Below are 26,457 nucleotides of genomic sequence, written 5' to 3'. Positions count from 1 at the left end.
ATGGAAAATATACAACAGTTAAAATTAGGGATTTTAGGTCTTGGAGAAGGACGGAGCACCATGTCTGCGGCCTTACAGAGTCCATATATAGATTTGGTGAAAGTCTGTGACCTCAATGAAGAATTAGGCCGTAAGCGGATGAAAGAATTTGATTTTCATGCATATACCAATGACTATCAGGTGATGCTGAATGACAAAAGCATTGAAGCCATCGCCATTTATACCCCAGATCATCTGCATGCAAAACATATACAGCTGGCTTTAGAGCATGATAAGCATGTGATCTGTACCAAGCCATTTATTGATAATCTTGCCGATGCCAATGGTTTGTTGGAACTCGCGGCGAAGCAAAATAAACGTGTTTTTGTAGGTCAGAGTTCCCGTTTTTTTGAACCGGTCAAAAAACAGAGAGAAGATTTTGAAGCCGGACTTATCGGTGATTTAATTACCATTGAAGGCTATTACCATGCCGATCATCGTTGGTTTTTGGAAAAACCCTGGTCGCTGCAATCGGCCTTCAAATGGTTGTATGGGGGGCTGAGCCATCCGGTTGATTTTATCCGTTGGTACCTTCCACATATCGAAGAGGTAATGGGCTATGGTATGTTGAGTGCGAATGGTAAAAAAGGGGGGCTTCAAAATGCAGATACCATGCACTTTATTTTTAAAGCCGAAGACGGACGGGTCGCCCGGGTGAGTGGTGCCTATACCGGACCTGTTCAGCCGGTCACACGGGACAGTGAGATGAGCTGTATCTTACGGGGGACCGAAGGTGCCAGTCAGGCTGATTATATGGACCTCCGTTATGCCATTACCGATAAAACGGGTGAAGAACGCATATTGACCTGGGAGCATAAATTGAAGCATTATTTTCGGTTTGAAGGAAAAAGTCACCATGCTGGGGAATATCAAAATTACCTGGAGCATTTTGCAAGGGCTATCCGTACCGGAGAAGAGGCATTCCCCGATATGAAGGAAGGTATAGGCACCATTGCTTTATTGCAGGCCATGGATGAATCATTGACAACCGGAAAACCTGTGCGTCCAAGAGAATTACTGGAACGTTATAGTGTCGATTTGAGCTTGGGCAGATGAACAGTATCTTAGACAAATTAACGGTATTTGACTATGGCATTGTCATTGTCTATCTCTTGGCACTGTTGACGATTGGCCTTTTGTCTTCCCGTAAAAAGGTAGAGGGAGCAGAACATTTTTTGGCCGGTAAATCCCTCAGTTGGTACAGCATTGGTTTCAATATGTGGGCCACGAATGTCGGCCCCTCGATGTTACTGGCCTTTGCAACGGTCGGTTATACAACCGGTATTGTTGCTGTCAATTTCGACTGGTATGCGTTTATCTATTTATTCCTATTGGCCGTGTTATTTGCACCCCGTTATATTGCAACGGGTGTACGTACCTTGCCGGAATTTATGGGTAAACGCTTTGGATCAAACACACAGACTATTTTAGCCTGGTATTCTTTGGTCAAAATGCTGATTTCCTGGCTTTCACTCGGTCTATTTGCCGGCGGATTTTTGGTGCGTCAGATTTTGGGGATTCCGATGTGGCAATCGGTTACTGTGCTGGTTGCCCTGGCAGGGCTGTTCGCTTATACCGGGGGCTTAAAGACGGTAGCCAAGATCAATATCTTTCAGATGATTTTGCTGATTGCCGTGTCTGCGTTTCTGACCTTTCTGGGGCTTTCCAAAATAGGCGGTATCAGCGCCTTGACACAACAGACACCAGCGAGTTACTGGTCCTTGATCCGGCCAGCTACTGATCCAGATTATCCCTGGTATGCCATTGCATTGGGCTATCCAGTGGCAGCGATTGCTTTTTTCTGTACCGATCAAGCAATGGTGCAGTCGGTATTGGGGGCTAAAAATCTCGAACAGGGGCAGCTTGGTGTGAATTTCATCGCTTGGCTCAAGATCCTGTCCTTGCCCTTGTTTATCCTGACCGGCATCATCTGTTCGGTGCTGTTCCCAGGACTAAAAGACCCTTCACTTGCTTACATGACCATGGTGACGAACTTATTTCCTACGGGACTGAATGGATTGGTCATTGTGGTATTGATTGCGGTACTGGTCGGGACGATCGGTTCATCGCTCAACTCCCTGAGCACTGTTTTTACAATGGATATCTACCTCAAGCAGATTCGGCCCGACGCGACCAATCAGCAGATCACACAGGTTGGCCGTTACACGGTTATTATCGGTTGTCTGGTTTCCGTATTTGTCGCTTTGGCGATCGATCAGATCAAAGGGCTCAATCTTTTTGATGTCTTCCAGTCCATACTCGGTTTTATTGCACCACCCTTGGCGGTAGCGTTCTTGATGGCTGTACTGTGGAAACGGACCAACCGGGCAGCCATCAATACCTTATTGACTTTTGGTGCTGTGCTGAGCCTGGGGACAGGTGTATGTTATCTTTGGATTTTTCCGAAGGACAGCTATGCCTTTTGGCCGCACTACCTGATGCTCTCCTTTAGTTTGTTTGCCCTGCTACTGCTTATAGGCATTGCCATCAGCCTGTTGGTACCCAAATCCAGGTATGAACTGGAGCATAAGGATAGCATCCAGATTAAAATCGAAAAGCCGACCGTTCGGGTAAAGGCTGCCTGGGCAGCCCTGTTTATCGTAATGATCGTCTTATATATGTTCTTTAAATAGTTGGTATCAGCTTAATCCCAGATTCGCTTCAATCCGCGACCTGCATTTTTCTAAACTGGCGACAATCGTTTCAGTTGACATATTTTGTCCGGTTTGACGCCGGATAAGCTGTGAAACGGTGAGGCAGGCAATGATGCCTGTTTCAGGGGTTCCTATCGGGACGGAAATATCAATGATGCCTTCAGCATAGCTGCTGGGCATCTCATAGAAGCCTTTGCGTTTGATATCATCCAGGTCGTTGTCAAATTGTTGGCGCGCCGCTTTCTTTAAGCTGCGGTAATAAGGATCAGCTTCTAGGATTGCTCTTTTTTTGTCTATTTCGGAAAAACTCAAGAGCAGCTTCCCCGATGCCGTTTGGCAGGTATTGTACAGGTTGCCCTCTTCAATTACGATGCTGATGGGCGAAGAGCCCCTGGCGTATGCGATGACCATGACCTGATTGTCGTAGATAACGCAGAGGTGACAAGGATCTTTGATCTCATTGGAAGCATCCTGCATGGGCAATATGGAGGTGGCCCGTAATTTCTCTACAAAGGAATGACGGTGCGAAAGATAGTACAGCTTTAATGACAGCGAGTATTTGGAGGAAATGGAATCACGGTGGATATAACCTCTGGATTCTAAAGATGCCAGCATGCGGTAGATCTCATTGGGACTTCGGTGCAGCCCGATAGCGATCTCCGACTGCGACTGTGCTGCCGGTTGTAGTGCCAGGAATTCAATGATTTCCAATCCCTTTTCGAGCGCTGGGGCTTTATATTTATCGGGGCTATTCAATGCCATAATATGTTTTGCTAACAAATGATCGGACTAAGATATAAAAACTATTTGATGCCAAGTTTTAGACGGTCAAAAAAGTGTATTAAATTTTTATATTCAAATATTGTATTTATATTTGAATATTATGAACCGCTTTTTCCATCACGAAAAAGCATTGGATGGGAAAAGATTATAAATCGTTAAAACCAAGCATACAATCATAGGAAGAACTGCTGCAGGCTGCGATGCCGCAATTTACATGTAGCGTAATAGAAAACTGGCATGATCACTTTCGGTTTACTGTGCTTCAGGTACTTGGATTTGTAACGTTTTACCAAAGTGATCAAGGATAAATACAGCTGGTCTGTTTTTCGGCAAGACAGCATAAAATAATAAAGGAATACACAATGACAGAGAAAATCCAATTGAAAGGGATTACCTGGGGGCATACCCGCGGCCTGCTGCCCATGGTTGCAACTGCACAACGGTATGAGGAATTACACCCGGCAGTCGAGATTGTTTGGAAGAAACGTACGCTGCAGGAGTTTGCGGATAAGTCAGTGACCGATCTGGCCAAGGAATATGATCTTTTGGTGATCGATCACCCTTGGACAGGCCATGCGGCTGCCAAAGGTATGCTTGCCCCATTTGATGATTACCTGTCGCCAGCGTTTCTGGCCGACCAACATGCCCATAGTGTGGGGAAATCACATGAAAGCTATCATTTTTTGGGTAAGCAGTGGGCATTGGCCACGGATGCAGCAACACCCGTTGCAGCAAGCCGCCCGGATCTTCTGCAGGCGCTCGGACTGACAGTTCCGCGCACCTTCGATGCCGTACTGGAGCTGGCGAAAAAAGGAAAGGTTGGATTTTCATTATTGCCTATAGACGTGCTGATGAGTTTTTACATGTTCTGCTGTTCATTGGGTGAAGAACCTTGCCAGCAACAGGAAAAGATCATCAGTGATGAGGTCGGTATACAGGTGCTCAAATTATTCAAATCACTGGCAGACGAGCTGGATCCGGCATTCTACGAGAAAAATCCTTTTAAGGTATTTGAAGAAATGACCCAGGGCGATACGATCGTTTATTGCCCATTTGCCTATGGGTATTCAAATTATGCCAGGGTGGGATATGCCCGCAAGCTGCTGCATTTTCACGATTTGGTCACCCTGAATGGCCTGCCGATGATCAGCACCTTAGGAGGGGCAGGATTAGCCGTATCTTCCCAAAGTCAGCATATCGATGTCGCGATGGATTACGCACGTTTTGTGGCCTCACCCGAGATCCAGGAAACGCTGTATGTCGAAAGCGGGGGACAGCCGGGGCATCTGCGTGCCTGGAAAAATGAACAGGTGAATGTCTATACATCCAATTACTTTGCTGATACGCTGCCTGCGCTGGAGCGTGCTTATCTGCGCCCTCGTTATGATGGACACCTCTATTTTCAGGATCATGCCGGCGATATCGTTGTGGAATATCTACGGCAGGGCGGTGATGAAAAGACGGTGCTGGCGAACATGAATGCAATGTACCGGGAATCATTAGTGAATAAGGAAAGCAATGGATAATAAACCCCTAGCAGGCCTATTGGTCCTCGAATTTTCACAATTTATGGCCGGTCCGACCGCAGGCTTGCGTTTGGCTGATCTCGGTGCACGCGTGGTCAAAATCGAACGCCCCGGGGCCGGCGAAGGTGGCCGGCAGATTGCGATTAAAAATATTTTTGTGGATGAGAGCAGCTTGGTCTTTCATACCATCAATCGAAATAAAGAATCCTACGCCGCCAATTTGAAAGATGAGCATGATCTGAAGGCGATTAAAAAGTTGATCCGTCAGGCTGACGTGATGACGCATAACTTTCGCCCGGGTGTGATGGAAAAGATTGGCCTGGATTACGAAAGTGTGCGTCAACTCAATCCTAAGATGATCTATGCCACGGTAACAGGTTACGGAAATGAAGGGCCATGGGCGAAAAAACCAGGCCAGGATTTGCTCGTGCAATCCCTGTCGGGTCTTTCCTGGTTGTCGGGCTGCGCGCAGGATGGACCGGTGCCTTTTGGGCTGGCCGTGGTTGATATGTATTGTGCCACGCACCTGACACAAGGTATACTGGCAGCATTGCTCCGGCGTGCGCGTACACAACTGGGCGCGCTTGTCGAAGTCAGCTTGCTTGAATCTGCCCTGGATATGCAGTTTGAGCTGCTGACCACACATGCCAACGATGGCCACAAATTGCCAGCACGGTCTACCGTTCGCGGAGCGGGCCATGCCTATTTGAGTGCACCCTACGGCTTGTATAAAACGTTGGACGGTCATATTGCCCTGGCGATGGGCAATGTATCTCATATTGCGGCAGCCATCGGATTACCGGAAGCACCTTATCAGGATGCCTCCACCTGGTTTTCACGGCGCGATGAAATTCTGGAAGAATTTGCCGGCATGCTGTGCCAGAAGACAACAGCTGAATGGGTGTCAAAACTGGAATCCGCAGGGATCTGGTGCGGTCCTGTCAATGATTACCACCGTTTCTTTCAGGAAAAAGGTTTCGCGGAAGCCGGTATGTTACAGCAAGTGAAGTTGCAGGATGGCAGCGCACTGACAACGACCCCTAGTGTTTATCAGATTGACGGAAAACGTCTATTTGCCGATAAACCGGCACCGAAAGTAGGGCAACACAATCAATCCATTGTTCACGATTACTTAGAAAATTAATATGTTACCATTAGCGGGCTATACTGTAGTCGATTTTAGTCAATTTCTATCCGGTCCTTTGGCGAGCTTGCGGCTGGCTGATCTGGGGGCTCGGGTGATCAAGATCGAAAAGCCAGGAACAGGTGATATTTGCAGGCAACTTTATACTTCCGACACGATATTGAATGGTACCTCAACGGTATTTCATGCCATTAACCGTAACAAGGAGAGTATTGTGCTGGATCTAAAAGATGAAGCCGATACACAGGTTATTCGGGATTTGCTGCTGAAGGCTGATGTCGTCTTGCATAATTTTCGACCCGGCGTCATGGAACGGCTGGGCTTTGATTATGCCGCTGTTCGGGCGATTAATCCAACGGTAATTTATGGGGAAATTTCAGGCTATGGAAAGGAGGGACCTTGGGTAAAACGACCGGGGCAAGACTTACTTTTGCAGTCACTGACCGGAATGACCTGGTTGAGTGGGGATGCCACACATGGTCCGGTCGCCATGGGACTCTCCATTGTGGACATGTTTGCTGGCTCAAATCTCTGCAGTGCGATACTGGCCTGCCTGTACCGGCGTGCGATACAGCAGCTGGGGGCCCATGTGCATGTTAGCATGCTGGATTCGGCAGTGGATATACAATTTGAGGCTGTTACAACTTATTTTCGCGATGGGCAATTGCTGCCACAGCGGAGCACGGTAAGTAATGCGCATGCGTATTTGGCAGCACCCTATGGTGTGTACCGCACGCAAGATGGCTTTCTGGCACTGGCAATGGGTTCCATTCCCCTGCTCAGCAAGTTGCTGGATTGTCCCGCACTGGAAGGCTTTGCTGATGGTGAGCAGGCTTTTCAAGAAAGAGATACCATTAAAACAATTTTAGCGAAACATCTGTTAAACGCCCCTACAGCACAGTGGCTGGATATCCTGGAAGCAGCAGATATCTGGTGTGCCGATGTCATGGACTGGCGGCGCTTGACCGAACATCAGGCCTTTAAACTGTTGAATATGCTACAGGAGGTATCTATGGGTGACGGGTTCCGGTATGAGACGACCCGCTGTCCGATTCGTATCGATGGCCAGCGGCTGACAGCGACAAAGGGCTCTCCACAGCTGGGTGAGCATAGTCAAAAGATAAGGGAGGAATTATATGGCTAAATTACGCTTTGCCGTCCGTAAGTTCGAGCCTTTTGAACGCGCTATGGAGGCCTGCTGGTCAGCCTATCAGGCTTTATACCCATCGGATCTGGAGATGGAGTTTGTCCCGCTGGATTTAGAAGAGTTGACCACAGCATTTTTTGAAAAGAAAGGCCTGTATAATGGCGACTGGGATATTGTTCACATCAATACCGATTGGATTGCTGCTGCCTATGAAACCCAGGGCCTCTCTGCACTGGACAGCATGCTTTTGCAGCAAGCACCAGAAGGTGGGGAACAAGCCTGGCCAGAAAGTTTAAAAAGCTTACAGCGTTTTGATGGCCAGGTTTTCGGTTTACCCTTTCATGATGGACCGGAATGTCTGGTGCTGCGAAAGGATTTGTTCGAAGATCCTCAGGAACAGCTCCGTTTTCAGGAAGACTATGGGAAACCTTTGGCGCCCCCAAAAACATGGACTGATTTTTTGGACCTTGCGGCATTTTTTACCCGGCCGGCAGATCATCTGTATGGAACAGTTTTCGCAGGCTATCCGGATGGACATAATGCGGTATTTGATTTCTGCATTCAGCTTTGGTCCCGTGGTGGCGATTTGCTACCGGATGGAGTTTCCATCAAACTCGATCAACCACTCGCTGTGGAAGCACTGGATTTTTATCGGTCTTTATTTACAGCTGGCAGAGGCTTACATCCCGAATCGGCCAATTATGAGTCGGTGCAGGCCGGTGCTGCATTTGCGCGTGGTGAAGTGGCAATGATGGTCAATTGGTTTGGTTTTGCGTCCTGGGCGCAGATCGATGCCGCTTCGGCTGTAAAAGGAAAAGTGGATGTGGCCGCAATCCCTGCTGCTGAAGGGGGCAGGTCACCTTCCCTAAATGTCTACTGGTTGTATGCCATTCCGGAAGGTAGTCGCTATAAACAACAGGCTTATGATTTTATTCGTTTTGCTGTTGGCCAGCAGCAGGATAAGATGCTGACCTTGGCCGGTGGTGTAGGCTGTCGCTATTCCACCTGGCATGATACTGAGATCAATGGCATGATCCCCTTCTATAAGAAGCTTGCCGATCTACACGAGACTGCACGGACACTGCCACGGTTGTCCAATTGGCCGCATATTGCACATATCATTGATGAAACCGTTACTGCCGCAATACATAAGGACGAAAGTAGCCTTTCGCTGCTGGCGAAGGCGCAGAAAAAAATAAATACATGCTTATGATAGATATTCCATATCAAACGATTTTACCCAAAACCTCGCTACCCATTATGATCATTGGTGCTGGTGGAATTGTAAAAGACGCACATTTGCCGGCCTATCGTAAGGCTGGTTTTCAGGTACATGGTATCGTCAACCGCACGAAGCAGAAAGCCGAAGTACTGGCTGCGGAATTTGGTATCCCACATGTATACGACAGCTTGGAGGAGGCGGTGGCACAGGCACCAGAAAATGCGGTATACGATGTGACCATCATGCCCAATACCTTTATTGAGACCTTGGAGGCATTGCCTGATGGTGCTGCCGTATTGATTCAGAAGCCCATGGGGGACTATTACGTGGAGAGCCAGGCGATTCTGGAAGTTTGCCGGCGAAAAGGCCTGGTTGCCGCAATCAACTGCCAGCTTCGTCAGGCACCTTTTGTCAACGCCGCACGCTGGCTGATTGATCAGGGCTATATCGGGGAGCTGTATGATATGGAAGTGCGCGTGTCCGTGCACACACCTTGGCAGCTTTTCCCCCATGTCATGGTCCACCCACGTCTGGAGATTTTATATCATAGTGTGCATTACATCGATCTGATCCGCTCTTTCCTCGGCGACCCACAATCAGTGTATGCAAAAACAGTAAAGCATCCGGCAAAAGCCTTGTCCTCCAGCAGAACGACGCTGTTATTTGATTATGGGGATACACTACATGCTGTCGTCAATACCAACCACGATCACGAATTCGGACCACGGCATGAAGAGAGCTATATCAAGTGGGAGGGCACCAAAGGCGCCATCAAAGCGACAATGGGCTTGTTGATGGATTATCCACATGGCCTGCCCGATGTGTTTGAATATTGTATCAAGCCAGTGGATGGGAGCAAACCGGAATGGGTGACCTACCCCATTGAAGGAACTTGGTTTCCCGATGCTTTCATCGGCAGCATGGGAAGCCTCATGCGCTTTAAACTCGGCGAAACCACTGTTTTACCGGCCGCGGTGGAGGATGTTATCCATACCATGGCCGTCGTGGAAGCAGCTTATCAGAGTAGTGCGCAAGGTGGACAGCCCCTGGTAAAGGAATAACATAAAGCATAAACAGAGAACCAACGAATACAAGCTAACCATAAAGACTATGCATTTTGAATCTATTTTTTTTGAAGACTATACATTAAACGATAAACGGACGACACTCGGGCGAACCCTCACCGAAACAGATTTTGTTGTCCATGCCGGACATACAGGCGACTTTTTCCCGCATCACCTGGACGCAGAATGGTGTAAAACTCAACCCTTCGGACAGCGTATTGCCCATGGAACAATGGTTTTTGCAATTGGTATCGGGCTGACGGCTTCAGTGATCAATCCCGAAGCATTTTCGAAAGGCTACGACCGCCTACGTTTTGTGAAACCCGTTCTTATTGGTGATACCATCCATGCAGAGGTAACGATATCCGAAAAGTCGGCGGCTAAAAATCCAGCTTTCGGGACAGTCGTGGAGCATGTGGAAATTATAAATCAACGCGCTGAGGTGGTGTTGGTCGCAGACCATATTCTGTTGGCGAAGCGGAAAGAATCCACCATTTAATCGGTCTATCACATGGAAATTGGAACAAAAACAACGGTAAAGTTAAATGATGCAGGTTCTTCGAAAGCTTATCTGTTTCCATTTATTCTGATAGTCAGCCTGTTTTTTTTGTGGGGTATGGCGCATAATTTAAATGGCATATTGATCCCCCACTTAAAGAAAGCCTGTCAATTGAACAATAGTCAGTCGGCACTGGTGGATACCTCGGTTTTCCTAGCTTACTTTATCATGGCATTACCGGCAGGCTATGCACTGCGCAAATGGGGATATAAACGATCCATTATGTTGGGATTGGTCACCTTCGCTGTTGGGGCCTTTTTGTTTATCCCAGCGGCGGATCAGCGGATGTATGAGCTCTTTTTATTGGCTTTGTTTATTATCGGCTGTGGACTGGCCTTGTTGGAAACAGCTGCAAATCCTTATGCGGCAGTACTGGGTAAACCGGAAGCGGCGACCCATCGGCTTAACTTGGCCGCTTCCTTTAATGGATTGGCGGCCATGGTGGCACCGATTATTGGTACAGCCTTTATTTTGTCGGGAACAAGCTATTCCGAAGCTGAGCTGGCAGCGATGACGGATGCCAGCCGCTTGGCCTACCTGCTTCAGGAGGCCTCGTCCGTGAAAATACCCTATTTAACCTTAGGTTTGATCCTGCTGAGCGTGGCACTGCTGTTTGCTTTTGTAAAACTGCCCGAGATTCAGGGGGAGAAGGCTGTTGGACAAGCTGAGCAAAAACCGGGTTTATTTGCCGTGCTCCGACATAAACATTTGACTTTTGCCGTACTGGCACAGTTTTTCTATGTGGGGGCACAGGTCTGTGTGACCAGTTTCTTTATACGTATGGCCCAGCAGGGGGCAGGAGTGGACGAAAAGACTGCCGGTTATTTCCTTGGGCTGTATGGCCTGCTCTTTATGGGCGGACGGTTTGTAGGTACTTTTTTGCTGCGTTACATCACGGTCCAGCGCTTATTGGCTATTTACGCCCTATGCTGTGCGGTCTTGGCCATAGTGGCCATTTTGGGCACAGGCATGCTGATCTTATACGCATTGGGAGGACTCGGCTTCTTTATGTCCATTATGTTCCCGACTATTTTTTCCTTGGGTATTGCCGGACTGGGCAATGAAACAAAGCAGGCTTCGTCCTGGCTGATCATGGCCATTGTGGGCGGAGCGGTTTTCCCCTTCCTGACCGGAAGCATGATCGATGCTGCACAGGACAATACACAGATCGGATATAGTATACCCTTGCTCTGCTACCTCGTTATCTTGTGGTTTGCACTCAAAGGTTATAAACCAACGAAAACAGCCCATGACCGTTAAAAACACATCATTGTATATGAGAAAATTTATTTTACTAGTAGCATGTTTCATGGCGACAACGGCATTGTTCGCACAACATCAGCGGACCTGGATCTGGTATCCCGGTGATTATGAGGTTTGGTTGAGCAACGATATGCAAAATCGTCGGACGGAAAGAGGAACTTTTTTCCCGCCATTCTGGAAGATGGACAGCCATTATGTGCTTGTTGAATTCAGCAAGGAATTTGACTTGCCCGAAGCCGAAGAGATCAGCATTTATGCCGAAGGCAAATATAATGTGAAGATCAATGGCAAGATGCTGCCTGGGACACCGTCGAAAGTGCAGCTCCAGAAAGGAAAACAAAAAATCAATGTTAAGGTCTATAATCAGGCTAAAGTCCCAGCCTTATATATTGCCGGTAAAAATGTGTATACCGATAACAGCTGGAACGCGACCTATGAAGATAAAGAATGGATTGACGAAACAGGGAAAGCCTCCGATCAATCAGGGACGACTTACGTCAAGGCCGGTTCATGGAATTTTGACGAGGTTACAACGCTACCTTCCGCATTCAAGTTGCCAACAAGACCGCAGCAGGCGGTTGCTCAGACAAGGCAGGGAAAAGGTTTTTTGGTGGATTTTGGAAAAAATACCTTTGGCTACCTCACCTTGCAGCAACTCCAGGGGCAGGGGAAATTAAAGATCTATTATGGAGAATCTAAGGAGGAAGCATTGGCGACCGACCGATGTGAAACGCTTGATCTGTTGGATGTAAACTTGCAGCAGCCTGCAGACAGCACGCTCGATTTTTCCAAGGCCTTCCGTTTCGTTTTTCTGGAGCCTGAAGGAACAGTGAAGTTTGATCAGCTCGCCATGCAATACGAATACCTGCCGGTTGAAGACCGGGGGACCTTCCGCAGTTCGGATCAGGAATTAAATAAAATATGGGATGTCGCCAAATACACGATGGAGCTTACCTCCCGGGAATTCTATATTGATGGGATCAAACGCGACCGCTGGATCTGGAGCGGTGATGCTTACCAGTCCTATGCCATGAACTATTATCTGGGATTTGATGCCGAAACCGTCAAACGCACGATATTGGCCTTACGCGGAAAAGAACCTACGGTAAGCCATATCAATACCATTATGGATTACACCTTCTATTGGTTTTTAAGTATTTATGATTATTACCGCTATACGGGCGATAAAGAATTTATTGCAGCGGTTTACCCGCGGATGAAAACCTTGATGCAATTTTGCCTCGATAGGCGCAATGCGGATGGGCTGATGCAGGGATTGGCTGGAGACTGGGTGTTTATTGACTGGGCCGAAGGTTTAAGCAAACAAGGTGAGGTAAGCTTCGAGCAATTGTTGTTGTGCCGTAGTCTTGAAACCATGGCGATGTGTGCTGATTTGGTTGGCGAATCAAAGGCACAGCAGCAGTATCAACACGAGGCGACCCAACTGAAAGAAAAGCTCTTTGCCTATTACTGGAACGATCAGAAAAAAGCTTTTGCACACAGCCGGGTTGACGGTAAACAAACGGATAATGTTACCCGATATACCAATATGTTTGCGATCTTTTTTGATTATCTCAATGAACATCAGCGTGCCGGAGTAAAATCCAATGTCTTGCTCAATGATAAGATCCAAAAGATTATGACCCCCTATATGCGTTATTATGAGCTGGAAGCGCTCTGTGAATTGGGGGAAAAAGACCATGTGATGAAAGAAATAAAAGATTATTGGGGCGGCATGTTAAAGCTTGGGGCGACCACATTCTGGGAGGAATATAATCCCGCAAAAAAAGGGGTGGAACATTACGCGATGTATGGTCGGGATTTTGGCAAGAGCCTGTGCCATTCCTGGGGAGCAAGTCCCATCTATCTGTTGGGCAAGTACTACCTGGGGGTGAAACCCACAGCTGCCGGCTATGCCGAGTACGAAATCAAGCCCTATTTGGCAGCACAGGAGTGGATGGAAGGTAAAGTGCCTACACCACAGGGGGAAATCGAGCTGTACGTGTCAAAAAATAAGATTAAAGTAAAATCGCCTGTTGGAAAAGGAACCTTAAAGCTGAAAAGCAAAATAGTCCCTCGTATGCAACAAGGCCAAGTAAAACATATTTCGGGAAACGACTACGAGCTCGTTTTGGAAAAAGGAATAGCATATGAAGTGGATTACAAGTATTAAATCAGCGAAAAGAACGATAACCTTTCTGTGGACGGCCACCTTGTTGTTGTCGCTCGCCCTGACGTCGTCACAGGCGCAGACAGTCGATGGAAAACCCGCTGTTATCCCACCGGTGCCGGATGGTAAAATTCCGAAAGCATGGGAAAACCCGATGATTACATCGATCAACCGGGATCCTGCACGTGCGACAGGTTATTCCTATGCCACCGTGGAAGAAGCTTTAAAGAATGACCGGACGAGCAATAAGCGGATGCTCTTTTTAAATGGGGAATGGGATTTTAAATTTGTCTTTAAACCGGCTGATGCACCCAAGGATTTTCACCTAGCCGAGGTAAAAGGCTGGGATAAAATCCAGGTTCCTTCCAATTGGGAAATGAAAGGTTATGACATTCCCATTTATCGTTCTGCCGTATATCCTTTTTCACCCATTGATCCGCCACGGATCCCGAAAGACTATAATGGCGTAGGCTCCTATCAAAAAACCTTTGAATTGCCTGAATCCTGGAAAGGAATGAATGTCACCCTGCATTTCGGTGGTGTGATTTCAGCCTATCAGTTGTGGATCAATGACAAGTATGTCGGCTATGCGGAAGATTCCTGCTTACCTTCTGAATTCAATGCAACACCCTATCTTAAAAAAGGTAAAAATCGCATTTCAGTACAGGTCTTGCGCTGGAGTGATGCTTCTTATCTTGAAGATCAGGACCATTGGCGCATGAGCGGAATTCACCGGGAAGTGTTTTTAATGGCTGAACCAAAAGTGCGGATTGCTGATTTTCATTGGCAGGCCACCTTGGATGCTGCTTATCAAGATGCCAAATTCTCTTTGCGGCCCAAAATTGATAATTTCTCAGGCGACAGCATCAGTGGCTTTAAGCTGAAAGCCCAGCTTTACGACAGCAATAATCAGCCTATCCTGACCAAACCCTTGGAGAAAGATGCTTCGGCGATCTTTGACGAGATCTATCCACGGTTGGATAATGTCAAGTTTGGCCTGTTGGAAACAACGGTTAAAAATCCAAAAAAATGGTCGCCGGAGGAGCCCAACCTCTATCGCCTGGTGTTGAGTCTGTATGATCAAGAAAACCGCCTGCTGGAGGCGAAAACCTGTCAGGTCGGATTTCGGAGCATTGCATTTTCGCCCAAGGATAGCAAGCTCTTGATCAATGGTAAGACAACTTATCTTTACGGTGTCAATCGGCATGATCATCATCCCGAACGGGGAAAAGCGCTGACAAGGGAAGACATGGAAGCAGATATCCGTCAGATCAAGCAATTTAATTTCAATGCGATCCGGACCTCCCATTACCCCAATGATCCCTATATCTATGAACTCTGTGACCGCTATGGTATCATGGTGATGGATGAAGCAAATATGGAAACCCATGGCCTGGGTGGTAAATTGATGAATGATCCTGCTTGGCTGGCGGCACTCAACGAACGTGTGACACGGATGGTCGAACGGGACAAGAACCATCCTTCCATTATCATCTGGTCCTTGGGAAATGAATCGGGGCGGGGCCCCAATACGGCTTCAATGGCAGCCTGGATCCATGATTTTGATATCACACGTCCTGTGCATTATGAACCCGCCATGGGGAGTCACCAGCTACCCGGATATATCGATCCTTCAGATCCACGTTACCCAAAATCCAACGATCACGCACACCGTATTCAAAATATAAAAGATCAGTATTATGTCGATATCGTGTCCCGTTTTTACCCCGGAATTTTTACACCAGCGCTCTTGTTGAACCAGGATAATGGGGATCATCGGCCGATCCTTTTTGTCGAGTATACCCATTCCATGGGGAATTCTACCGGAAATATTCGTGATTTTTGGGACATCTTCCGTTCCAGACCGCGTTTGATCGGCGGTTTTATCTGGGATTACAAAGACCAGGCGTTGATCCGTAACGATTCTATTTATGGAAAGGTGCTGGCCTATGGTGGCGATTTCGGTGAAAAAGTGCATAATGGTGCATTCAGTCTCAATGGTATCGTCGATGCCTGGAACAAACCAAAGGCAGCGATGTATGAAAATAAACGTATTTATCAACCCGCTGAAATCAATTTGATTGATCCCGAAAAAATACGGTTAAACGTTAAAAATAGATCAACTGTGCTTAACCTGAACCACTACGATGCCTTTTTATTGTTTCGCAGCAATGGTCAACTGGTCAAGGAAGTGCCGATAGCGGCGATTGATTTAGCCCCAGGCGATTCTACTGCGCTGAGTTTTGCCGCCCATCTGCCATTCAAACGGAAGGCAGATCATGAATATCAGCTGGATATCCAATTCCGTTTACGGGAAGCCACCGCTTGGGCTCCAATGGGTTTTGTCATTTCCTCTTCTCAGCTCAGCTTGCAGGAGCAGCCGAATGTCCTGCGCAACTTGCCAGCGAAAGGTGGCCGGCTGATCAAAACCGAAAACGCAAATAATATACAGATTTCGGGTAAGGAATTTCAGGTGATCTTTGATAAGTCAAAGGGCAGCCTGAGCACCTTTACGTATAAGGGTCAGGAAATGGTGAAGGATGCCATTCGACCAAACTTCACACGGCCGGCAACCGACAATGACCGGCGGGGCTGGAAACCGGAGAAAAAATTAAAATATTGGTATGGCCATCCAAAATTGGTTTCGATAACTGCAGCGGCCAAAGGTCAAGATTATGTCGTAAAGACCAGTTATGCCCTGTCAGGTGATTCGGCGCAGGTGCAGCTTGTCTATACGGTCAAAAATCCAGGTGTCGTGTCGGTAGCTTATCAGTTGCAGGTAAAAGCAGGACTGCCGAATATTCCGCGAGTGGGGCTCCAGATGGGGATCAATCCAACATTTGAGGACATTCAATATTATGGGCTGGGGCCTATGGAGAATTATTCCGATCGTGCCTATGGTTTTGATCTGGGCATTTATCGTATGGATATTGACCACATGATGGAACATTATCTTTATCCACAAGAAAATGGCAACCGGATGGAAGTGCGCTGGATGCACTTACAAAATAAAAAGACTGGTTTACTGGTCGTGGGTGAGCAACCTTTATCCATGAGTGCATGGCCTTATTCACAGCAAGCCATTGTTGACGCAAAACATTGGTTTAAATTGAAAAAAGAAGATAAGATTACCTTAAATGTGGACCTCAAGCAAATGGGGGTAGGCGGAAATGATACCTGGACAGATGTGTCGCAGCCGTTGGAAAAATATCAGGTTCCGGCAAAAGACTACAACTATTCCTTTTATTTGATCCCCACAGATCTGAAACAGCAGATACAGGATTTTATCCAGTATAATTAACCGCTCTGCAATGAGCCGATGGAAAAACAGATGAAGAAGTATAACGAGATGTTTGACAGCCCAAGATCCTGGAAAGTGGTCAAGGGCTTAGAAAAATACAGTATGACGAGGATTAAGCTGTTATTGGGAACAAGTCTTCTTTTGGGCTGTCTGAACAGCAATGCCCAGATAAAAGGCATTCCAGCAACATTGCTGCCGTTGGGGCAACACTCGTTTGAACAGGCCAAACCCTGGGTGTTTTGGTACTTCATGCATGCCAGCTATTCCAAAGAAGGTATTGCGGCAGATCTGAAAGCCATGGCTGAGAACAATATCGCAGGGGCCTATCTTGCGCCCATTAAGGGAAAAACCAATCCGCCGCTTTTCGATCCACCGACGGAATCGCTGAGCCCCGCATGGTGGGATATGTTCAGGTACATTGTTTCTGAAGCAAAAAAATACAACCTGAAGATCGCCTTATTGCCCAACGACGGTTTTGCTACTGCCGGAGGACCCTGGATCAGCCCTGAAAAATCAATGCAAAAAGTTGTTTATGCTGATACGCTGATAGAAAGCCGTGGTGGACAACTGCGCAATTTTCAGCTGCCCCAACCACCAATAGCGGCGGGCTACTACGAAGATATCGCCTTATATGCGATGCCTCTGGCGCATTTTCCACGCACCAGCTTGACGGAAAAGGTGCAGGTGTCCAATAGCTATGGCGAAGATTTAAAACGTCTGGCCGACCGGACAAATCGACAGCATTTTGCCACGTCGGCTCCTGGATGGATCCAATATGCCTTCGATAAACCTTTTTCCTGTAATTCATTGAAAATTGAATGGACAGCCTCCAATTATCAGGCGAATAGGTTACAGGTCCTGGCCAGCGATGATGGTATTCATTTCCGAAAAATCACGCAACTGGAATCCCCAAGAATGGGCTGGTTGGATTGGGACAACGGTGTGACACACCTGATCCCCTATACTAAAGCCAAATATTTCCGTTTTGTTTACGATCCCGCCGGCAGCGAACCTGGTGGTGAAGACCTGGATTCGGGTAAATGGAAGCCCTCTTTAAAACTAACTGGCATAAGTTTATTTGAAGAGGCCCAGGTGAACCAGATTGAGGGTAAGACCGGTGAAATCTGGCGCGTTGGCAAGTACTCTGATCCTGCAGCCGTTGCCAAAACGGCAATATGGAGCCAACAGCAGCTTGTGCGGCTACCCAAACCGGATCAGACAGGACGTGTTGACCTCACATTGCCTGCAGGAAAATGGAAAATTTTGCGTGTCGGACATACGTCTACCGGACATAAAAATGAAACCGCGGGTGCCGGAAAAGGGCTGGAATGTGATAAGCTGGATGCCAGTACCGTTGCATTTCAGTTTGACCAATGGTTTGGCGCAGCCAAAAAGCAGGTCGACCCCCAGCTTTCTAAAGATGTACTGACTGTATTCCATATTGATTCCTGGGAATGCGGCAGCCAGAACTGGACCCGTAGTTTTCCGGCTGAATTTTTAAAACGCCGGGGCTATGACCTCACCGGCTATCTACCCGTCTTAGCCGGTTACTTTGTCAATAGCGTCATGGATTCCGAAGCCTTTTTGCAGGACTACAGGCAGACCATCAGCGAACTGTTACAGGAGAATAGTTATGGTACACTGCGCCGTAAATCCGATGAATATGGCGTGGAATTTACAGCCGAAGCCACAGCTCCTGTCATGACAGGGGATGGTCTGGCTCATTTTGCGGCAACAGACCGCCCTATGGGTGAATTTTGGCTGCGAAGTCCATCACACGATAAACCGGCAGATATTTTGGATGCTGTATCCGGAAGCCATATTTACGGTAAGCAGGTCACCATGTCCGAAGCTTTTACGCAGATTCGAGCCCAATGGGATGAGCATCCACGGTTGTTGAAAAGCCTACAGGACCGGAATTATGCCTTGGGCATCAATAACCTCGTTTATCACGTATATGTACATAACCCCTGGATGGATCGCAAACCGGGTATGACCATGGACGGTATCGGAACTTATTTTCAGCGTGACCAAATCTGGTGGAAACCAGGTAAAGAGTGGGTAAATTATGCCATCCGTGCACAGCAACTCTTACAATACGGGGTGCCTGTAAGAGATGTAGGCGTGTTTATTGGGGAAGAAATTCCAAGGCGTTCGGTGCTGCCCAGTAGTCTGGTTGATGCGCTCCCCGGCATTATTGGTACTGCCCGTGTGCAGCGGACGGATTCCCTGTTGGCGAATGTCGGCTTACCCTTGCAAAAAATTGCAGGTGTAACCACCGGAGCCAATATGTATAGGCCAGAAGATTGGGTGGACCCACTGCGCGGTTATGCCTATGATTCCTTTAACCCGGATGCACTGTGGAATCAAACTAAAGTGAAAGATGGTAAAGTAATTTTTGCGGATCATATTGCTTATTCCATACTCGTTATGCCCGGCAAGACAGCCTTAAATCCTAACGGTAGCCAATACTCATTGCGGACCTTGGATCGCCTAAAGACCTTGATCAATGAAGGCGCGACGGTACTATTTCAAGATATCCCGCAGACCTGGCGCGGTAAATTGAGCGCTGCCAAAACAAAAGCATATCAGGACTTGCTGAGTCAGCTATTTTCAGCGCTAAAACCGTTTCCAAATACCACATTGCAATCCAAACAAATCGGAAAAGGACGCCTGTTGCTGGGGGCTTATGAGGCCCAGGATTTTAGCGCGCTAAATATAGCCCCCGATGTGTTGGTCAATCAGGGGGCAAACCCACATATCTCCTGGAATCATCGCCGTTTTGAAGGTGGCCAGCTGTATTTTGTGGCCAATCAGGACAGCATGACACAACATGCTTCCCTATCGCTACGCAATAAGGACACCTATGCCTACCGTTATGATCCCGTCCTGGATAAACTCGAGCCCTTATCGTTTAAAGTCCATAATGATAGATCAGTCATTAATTTGGCATTCGATGCCTATCAATCCAGCTTTATACTGACAAGCCATACGAAACTTGATCTCCCACAATACCATCGTTCGGCAGCAACTCCTTTGCCAGGCCCCTGGTCGTTTACCCCAGAAGGTTTGAACAATAAACAGCCCATGCTGCAGCAGGAGCCTCAATTTTGGACGACGAGTAAGGACAAGGATATTAAATATCATGCGGGCTCGGGAAGTTATGAAACCGGATTAAATATAAAACATATTGGTAAAAAACAACGTGCTTACTTGCAATTTTCGGCGATAGAATCCATGGCCGAAATCTTTGTCAATGGACAGTATGCTGGCGTTGTATGGACCAGACCTTATCAGATCGATGTGACCGATTTTATCCGGAAAGGTGACAATAAGATCAGCGTCAAGGTTTATAACACCTGGGGCAACCGCTTTTGGTACGAAAAAGAAAATCCAACTGTAGAAAAGAAAATAAAAACGACCGCATCAGACAAGTTCCTGAAAGGCTTGCAGCCTTCAGGTCTGCAGGGGAAAGTGGAGTTACTGTGGCTAGATGCAAAATAAAGAAATCATGAACACAAAGCGCAAACTAATGATCCTGGGGCTCTCCTTCACGATGGCTCTACAGGCCCAGGCCCAGGAAAAGTCGATTACAAATACCGGTGCAAGCCCCTATGCCGTTCAGCAGGCGGTCGATATGGGAGATGTACAATGGACCAAAGGTTTCTGGGCCGATCGTACAAAGTCATGCTATGAACAGATGGTGCCCCAGCTCTGGCACGTGTATACAGATGCCTCCATCAGTCACGCCTATCGGAATTTCGAAATTGCAGCAGGATTGGAAAAAGGAGAACATAGCGGACCATCCTTTCATGATGGTGATTTTTACAAAACCTTGGAAGCTGTCTGTGCCATCTATGCACAGACGAAAGATAAAAAGCTGCTTCGCATGCTGGACGAAGTAATTCCAGTAATCCGCAAAGCGCAACGTGCGGACGGCTATATCTATACCAAAGCAACCATCGATCAGCAACGATCGGGCGAGAATATCGAATTTCAGGACCGTTTAAGTTTTGAATCCTATAATATCGGTCACTTAATGACCGCCGGATGCATACATTATCGCACGACCGGAAAGCGCGACCTATTGAATATTGCGATAAAAGCGGCAGATTACCTGTATGGATTCTATAAAAAGTCCAACCCAACCTTGGCCCGCAATGCGATCTGTCCGTCCCATTATATGGGGACCATCGAACTCTATCGGACAACCAAGGACCCCAAGTACCTCGAACTGGCCAAACATTTGATCGATATTAAAGGTGAAATTGAAGATGGCACGGACGACAATCAGGACCGCATTCCTTTCCGGAAGCAACATAAAGCCACAGGGCATGCCGTGCGTGCAAGTTACCTCTATGCGGGTGTGGCGGATTTATGCGCCGAGCTGGCCGATACAACACTGAGCAACCGTCTTTTTGAGATTTGGGATGATGTCACCCAGCGTAAGATGTACATCACGGGAGGCTTAGGTGCACTGTATGACGGAACCTCACCGGACGGAACATCCTATGATCCAACGGAAGTGCAAAAGATCCATCAAGCCTTTGGCCGTGATTATCAATTGCCCAATTTGACAGCCCATAATGAGAGCTGTGCAAATATCGGCAATATGCTGTGGAATTGGCGCATGGCCAATTTTACCGGCGATGCAAAATACATTGACGTCTTGGAATTGGCCCTCTACAACAGTGTACTTTCGGGAATTAGTCTGGATGGTGATAAATTTCTGTATACCAATCCGCTGAGTTACTCCTCTGATCTGCCCTTCCAGCAACGCTGGTCCAAAAAACGGGTTCCCTATATTTCGTTGTCCAATTGTTGCCCTCCAAATATCGTGCGTACCATTGCTGAGGTAGCCAATTATGCTTACGGGCTATCTTCCGATGCCGTCGCGGTGAACTTGTATGGAGGGAATGAACTACAGACAATCCATAACGGAAAACAGCTCAATATTGTACAGACATCCAACTATCCCTGGGAAGGTACGGCTTCGTTTACGCTGAAAGAATTTCCGTCCGATTATACGTTGAAACTGCGTGTGCCAGCTTGGGCCGGTAAGGCTGAAATATGGAAAAACGAGACGAAAATCGAAGCACCGGTTGAAAAAGGCTATGCCATACTAGCTGGATCATGGAAGAAAGGAGACCGCGTTACCATCAAACTGCCGATGGAGGTTTCCTTTATGGAGTCAAATCCACTGGTCGAGGAAACCCGCAATCAGGTTGCGGTCATGCGGGGGCCTGTGGTTTACTGCCTGGAAAAACAGGATGTTGCAGCGGATGTCAATATCTTTGATTTAAAAATGAAACCGGCAACGGACTTTGTACCCAAACATCAGGATATACTCGGACAGGATATCGTCTTATTGGAAGGAAACGCCTACCGTACAAGCAGTACGGAATGGAATTCACTGTACCGCAGAGCTGCTGCGGGAAAGCAGGAGACTGTTCCTGTACGATTGGTGCCCTATTTTGCTTGGGGAAACCGTACATTTGGTGATATGAGCGTTTGGTTACCTGCATTGTGATGCACCCATCCATAGGATTATGCAGTCTATCGCACGATCCTATGGATCAGCAAAAGGACCTGAATGATTATGCACCAGATAAATAAACCGGAGCGCATTGAGCGTAGGATGACAACTGATCATAAACCGGAGTGAATCATGCCTGTTATGTGTTATTCGTTCCCATAAAATCAAAAACAATAGATCATCGTTTACATGAAACCTTATTTTTTTACGATAGCGCTGCTGCTTATGCAGTGGAGCGCGACAGCGAAAGTTCGTTTAGCGGCCCTTTTTACGGACGGAATGGTGCTGCAACAAAAGGCGCAGGTTCCTGTTTGGGGCTGGGCTGATCCACAGGCTACTTTGACTTTGCAAACGTCCTGGAACGGACAAAAATACCAGGTGAAAGCCGACGACTTAGGCCAATGGAAAATCCTGGTGCAAACACCGGCCGCCGGCGGTGCTTATCAGATCAAAGTCGCTGAAAAGAATGTTATTGAACTTCAGGATATTCTGATCGGTGAAGTGTGGTTATGTTCGGGACAATCAAACATGGAGATGCCTTTGAAAGGTTATCCCGGACAACCTATCCTGGGCAGTACAGAAGCGATCATGGATTCAAAAGATGAGCAGTTGCGTATCTACACCGTACCGCGCAATCCGCTGCTCCAACCGGCGGTGGACAGTAAACCCAGTAGTTGGAAGAAAGCCGAACCACAGTCGGTTGTCGGCTTTAGTGCAACAGCCTACTTCTTTGGGCGACAACTGCGCAAGACTTTGGGCGTACCGGTAGGTTTGATCCATAGCAGCTATGGCGGTTCCAATGTCGAGGCCTGGATGGAAGCCTCCTGGCTGGCCGATCAGCAAGATATTCAGATTCCCAGACAAGAAGAAGGGCTGAAAGATAAAAACCGGGTTCCAACCATGCTTTATAATGGTATGATCCATCCCATTGCCGGTTATGGGATCCGGGGGATGATATGGTACCAGGGCGAATCCAATTACGAACGTCCGGATCAGTATGAAGTTCTCTTTCCCCGAATGGTGGAAAAGTTCCGCGATCTGTGGGGAAATAAGGAGTTGCCTTTCTATTTTACGCAGATTGCCCCCTTTGATTATGCTGCATTACCCCCTTATCATGTGGGGGAAAAATATAATTCAGCCTACCTGCGGGATGCACAGCGTAAGTCGCTCGATAAGATTCCCCAGGCGGGAATGGCTGTCACAATGGATTTGGGTGAGCAAAATTGTATCCATCCGGCGCATAAACAACAAAGTGGTGAACGTCTGGCTTACCTCGCCTTGCATGATAGTTATGGCTTTAGTACACTGAATCTGAAAAGTCCCCGTTACGACAAGCTTGAAATCAAAGACAGTACAGCGGTGCTTTCCTTCAGCGATGCACCTTTGGGATTGACAGCCTATGGCAAAGAGGTAAAGACTTTTGAAATTGCCGGTAAGGATCAGCAGTTTTATCCTGCACAAGCTGTATTAAAAGGAAAGACAATTGTTGTTGCTTCACCGAAAGTGGCTGAACCGGTGGCGGTACGGTATGCCTTTAAAGATTATATTATTGGAGATGTGTTTGGCGTCAATGGCTTGCCATTGAGCTCCTTTCGAACAGACGATTGGTAAATAAAATGAGATGACTAGAAAACTTATCTTCGGTATGCTATTCCTGTACGTTGTTTTCGTTGCGCCCGCCCGGGCCCAAGATTTCAACTGGAAAGACTATAACGTCTCCTGGACGACACAAAGCAAAAATTCTGCTGAATCGATGCCTGTGGGTGGGGGGGATATTGGCTTGAACGTTTGGGTGGAGCATGGGGAGCTGCTTTTGTACCTGGGCAAAACAGGCGCATTTGATGAAAATAACACCTTGTTGAAACTCGGCCGTATTCGTCTCCATCTGTATCCGAACCCCTTTGAAGGCCAAAAATTCCGGCAAGAATTGCAGTTGGACAAAGGTCATATCGTCGTGACAGGTGAACATAAAGGTGTCAAGGCCGAGGTGTTGGTCTGGGTGGATGTATTCAGTCCCAATGTCCATCTTGAAGTGAAGGCCAATCGGAAAATCGATGTGGAAGCCGCTTATGAAAGCTGGCGTTTTCAGGATCTCTTTCCAAAGAAAAAGGAAAATAATGCCAACTCCTGGAAATGGGCTCCCCCAAAACCGGTGGTAACCCCCAAGGACCAGATAGAAGTAACAGCAAATAATGTTGTTTTTTACCATCAAAATCAGGACAGTACCGCATTCGATATTGTCGTGAATCAACAAGGATTGGCGACAATAAAAGACTCCTTGTACAATCCGTTGAAAAAGTTAATCTCTGGTGGTCTTGTTCAAGGACGGGATTTTGTGTACACCGGTCAGCGGTCAGGCAGCTACATGAATACGCCGTATCAATCCTGGATCCTCAAAAGTAAAACTGCAAAAACCCATCATGCACTTCAAGTGACCTTACATGTGGGGCAGGAGACTGAACAGCATGCATGGAAGACAACACTAAAGGAGCTGGCAGCAACCAAGCCCACATTGGTATCCAGCAAGCAGGCGACAGAATCCTGGTGGAAATCCTTTTGGGACCGAAGCCATATCGTTATCCAGCCCGGAGAGAAAGACCCTAACGATACCGCTTGGCAGGTCGGCCGGAACTATCAGTTATTTCGGTTTATGTTGGCCTGTAATGCCTATGGCGATTACCCAACAAAGTTTAATGGAGGATTGTTTACCTATGATCCTGTCAGCATCGATAGCAGTTTTAATTTTACACCGGATTTCCGAAACTGGGGTGGGGGAACGCATACGGCCCAAAACCAGCGTTTGGTGTATTGGCCCATGCTGAAAAGTGGGGATTTTGATATGCTTCCGGCGCAGTTCAAGTTTTATCAACGGATACTAAAAAATGCCGAGTGGCGGTCCAAGATTTATTGGGGGCATGCGGGAGCGAGTTTTACCGAACAGATCGAAAATTTCGGTCTTCCCAATCCGGCAGAATACAATTGGAAACGGCCAAAAGATTTTGACAAAGGTCTTGAATACAATGCCTGGCTAGAATATGAGTGGGATACGGTATTGGAGTTTTGCATGATGATGCTGGAGACAGAACGTTATCAGGGCGCTAATATTCATGCGTATATTCCATTTATCGAAAGCTGCCTACGTTTTTTTGATGAACATTATCAATATCGAGCACGTCAGCGGGGGAGTAAAGTCCTGGACGATCAAGGGCACCTTGTGCTCTATCCAGGTTCTTCGGCCGAAACGTATAAAATGGCTTATAATTCAGCAACGACCATAACGGCCTTACAGCAGGTGACCCGCCGGATGCTGACCTTGCCGGAAACGCTGGTCGATCCAATACTTAAAAGTTATCTGCAGGGCTTTTTGACACGTATTCCACCCTTGCCATTACGCGAGCTGAACGGAAAAACATTATTGGCACCGGCACAGCAATGGGCGAGGGTCAACAATACAGAATCACCGCAGTTATATGCCGTATATCCCTGGGGAATTTATGGTATTGGTAAACCCGATCTAGCTACCGCGATAAATACCTACAAGTACGATCCCGATGTGCTTAAATTCCGGAGCCACGTCGGCTGGAAACAGCATAATATTTTTGCTGCACGCCTGGGGTTGACCGAAGAAGCAAAAGAACTCACGGTCTTAAAACTCAAAAATGCTGACCGTCGATTTCCAACATTCTGGGGACCCGGATTTGATTGGGTGCCGGATCATAATTGGGGTGGCTCTGGCATGATCGGACTGCAGGAAATGCTGATGCAGGCAACTGATGATAAGATTTACCTGTTTCCAGCCTGGCCTAAGGACTGGGATGTGGATTTCAAATTGCATGCACCCAACCAGACCATTGTCGAAGGACGGTTGAAAAATGGGCAACTGCTTGAACTGAACGTTTTTCCAAAGGATCGGGAAGCTGCCATTGTCAATCTTTTAAAATAACTTTTGTCCTGAATGGCCGGTTATCTCGTCATAGCGTAACGAATGACGCTGAGTGAGGTAAGCCACTTAAGACGAAAAAAATCAGGCTTTCATCGTTGAGCCCCGT

At 47.3% G+C, this 26,457-nt stretch carries 16 protein-coding genes; 15 read left to right on the top strand and 1 reads right to left on the bottom strand.

The features are described 5' to 3' along the window. Positions 1 to 1,095 carry a Gfo/Idh/MocA family protein gene (locus HX021_RS04760; protein WP_286588822.1) on the top strand — a complete coding sequence of 365 codons (1,095 nt, stop codon included), beginning with the start codon at positions 1 to 3 and terminating at the stop codon, positions 1,093 to 1,095. Further along, positions 1,092 to 2,672 (top strand): sodium:solute symporter family transporter, encoded by a 1,581-nt coding sequence (locus tag HX021_RS04755; protein ID WP_286588821.1) that lies wholly within the window; start codon positions 1,092 to 1,094, stop codon positions 2,670 to 2,672. Before HX021_RS04760 ends, HX021_RS04755 begins: the two co-directional genes overlap by 4 nt. A gap of 6 nt (positions 2,673 to 2,678) precedes the next feature. On the opposite strand, the gene HX021_RS04750 is transcribed toward HX021_RS04755, so the two are convergent. Beyond that, a complete protein-coding gene (locus HX021_RS04750; protein ID WP_286588820.1) occupies positions 2,679 to 3,455 on the bottom strand; it encodes an IclR family transcriptional regulator in 777 nt (258 codons plus the stop codon). A 383-nt stretch (positions 3,456 to 3,838) separates the two neighbouring features. On the opposite strand from HX021_RS04750, the gene HX021_RS04745 reads away from it, so the two are divergent. From HX021_RS04745 to HX021_RS04685, 13 genes are all read left to right on the top strand, one after another. Next, on the top strand, positions 3,839 to 5,002 hold the full coding sequence (locus HX021_RS04745) for an ABC transporter substrate-binding protein (protein ID WP_286588819.1): 1,164 nt from the start codon (positions 3,839 to 3,841) through the stop codon (positions 5,000 to 5,002). Continuing rightward, a complete protein-coding gene (locus tag HX021_RS04740) occupies positions 4,995 to 6,146 on the top strand; it encodes a CaiB/BaiF CoA transferase family protein (protein WP_286588818.1) in 1,152 nt (383 codons plus the stop codon). Before HX021_RS04745 ends, HX021_RS04740 begins: the two co-directional genes overlap by 8 nt. Before the next feature lies 1 nt (position 6,147). Then, a complete protein-coding gene (locus HX021_RS04735; protein WP_286588817.1) occupies positions 6,148 to 7,290 on the top strand; it encodes a CaiB/BaiF CoA transferase family protein in 1,143 nt (380 codons plus the stop codon). After that, positions 7,283 to 8,506 (top strand): extracellular solute-binding protein, encoded by a 1,224-nt coding sequence (locus HX021_RS04730; RefSeq protein WP_286588816.1) that lies wholly within the window; start codon positions 7,283 to 7,285, stop codon positions 8,504 to 8,506. The genes HX021_RS04735 and HX021_RS04730 overlap by 8 nt, the downstream gene beginning before the upstream one ends. After that, complete coding sequence (locus HX021_RS04725) at positions 8,503 to 9,576, top strand: Gfo/Idh/MocA family protein (protein ID WP_286588815.1); 1,074 nt, start codon at positions 8,503 to 8,505, stop codon at positions 9,574 to 9,576. The genes HX021_RS04730 and HX021_RS04725 overlap by 4 nt, the downstream gene beginning before the upstream one ends. A gap of 49 nt (positions 9,577 to 9,625) precedes the next feature. Beyond that, entirely contained in the window at positions 9,626 to 10,078 is a 453-nt protein-coding gene (locus tag HX021_RS04720; protein WP_286588813.1) for a MaoC/PaaZ C-terminal domain-containing protein, read from the top strand. Between the two features lie 12 nt (positions 10,079 to 10,090). Next, complete coding sequence (gene fucP, locus HX021_RS04715) at positions 10,091 to 11,398, top strand: L-fucose:H+ symporter permease (RefSeq protein ID WP_286588812.1); 1,308 nt, start codon at positions 10,091 to 10,093, stop codon at positions 11,396 to 11,398. Between the two features lie 16 nt (positions 11,399 to 11,414). After that, a complete protein-coding gene (locus HX021_RS04710; protein WP_286588811.1) occupies positions 11,415 to 13,574 on the top strand; it encodes an alpha-L-rhamnosidase-related protein in 2,160 nt (719 codons plus the stop codon). Continuing rightward, positions 13,552 to 16,872 carry a glycoside hydrolase family 2 TIM barrel-domain containing protein gene (locus tag HX021_RS04705; protein ID WP_286588808.1) on the top strand — a complete coding sequence of 1,107 codons (3,321 nt, stop codon included), beginning with the start codon at positions 13,552 to 13,554 and terminating at the stop codon, positions 16,870 to 16,872. The genes HX021_RS04710 and HX021_RS04705 overlap by 23 nt, the downstream gene beginning before the upstream one ends. A gap of 30 nt (positions 16,873 to 16,902) precedes the next feature. Then, on the top strand, positions 16,903 to 20,376 hold the full coding sequence (locus HX021_RS04700) for a glycosyl hydrolase (RefSeq protein WP_286588806.1): 3,474 nt from the start codon (positions 16,903 to 16,905) through the stop codon (positions 20,374 to 20,376). 7 nt (positions 20,377 to 20,383) lie between these two features. Continuing rightward, positions 20,384 to 22,402, top strand: coding sequence for an aceric acid hydrolase (locus tag HX021_RS04695; protein ID WP_286588804.1), 2,019 nt, complete (start codon positions 20,384 to 20,386; stop codon positions 22,400 to 22,402). Positions 22,403 to 22,597: 195 nt separating this feature from the next. Further along, the gene (locus tag HX021_RS04690) at positions 22,598 to 24,019 is read left to right on the top strand and encodes a sialate O-acetylesterase (protein ID WP_286588803.1); all 1,422 of its coding nucleotides are present in this window, start codon (positions 22,598 to 22,600) and stop codon (positions 24,017 to 24,019) included. Positions 24,020 to 24,029: 10 nt separating this feature from the next. Continuing rightward, positions 24,030 to 26,351: a DUF5703 domain-containing protein gene (locus tag HX021_RS04685; protein ID WP_286588801.1), complete on the top strand. Its 2,322-nt coding sequence runs from the start codon at positions 24,030 to 24,032 to the stop codon at positions 26,349 to 26,351. Positions 26,352 to 26,457: the final 106 nt, after the last annotated feature.

Origin of the sequence: Sphingobacterium sp. N143 (assembly GCF_030325625.1) — a bacterium.
Classification (GTDB): Bacteria; Bacteroidota; Bacteroidia; order Sphingobacteriales; family Sphingobacteriaceae; genus Sphingobacterium.
This window is presented reverse-complemented; position numbering and strand designations above follow the sequence as displayed.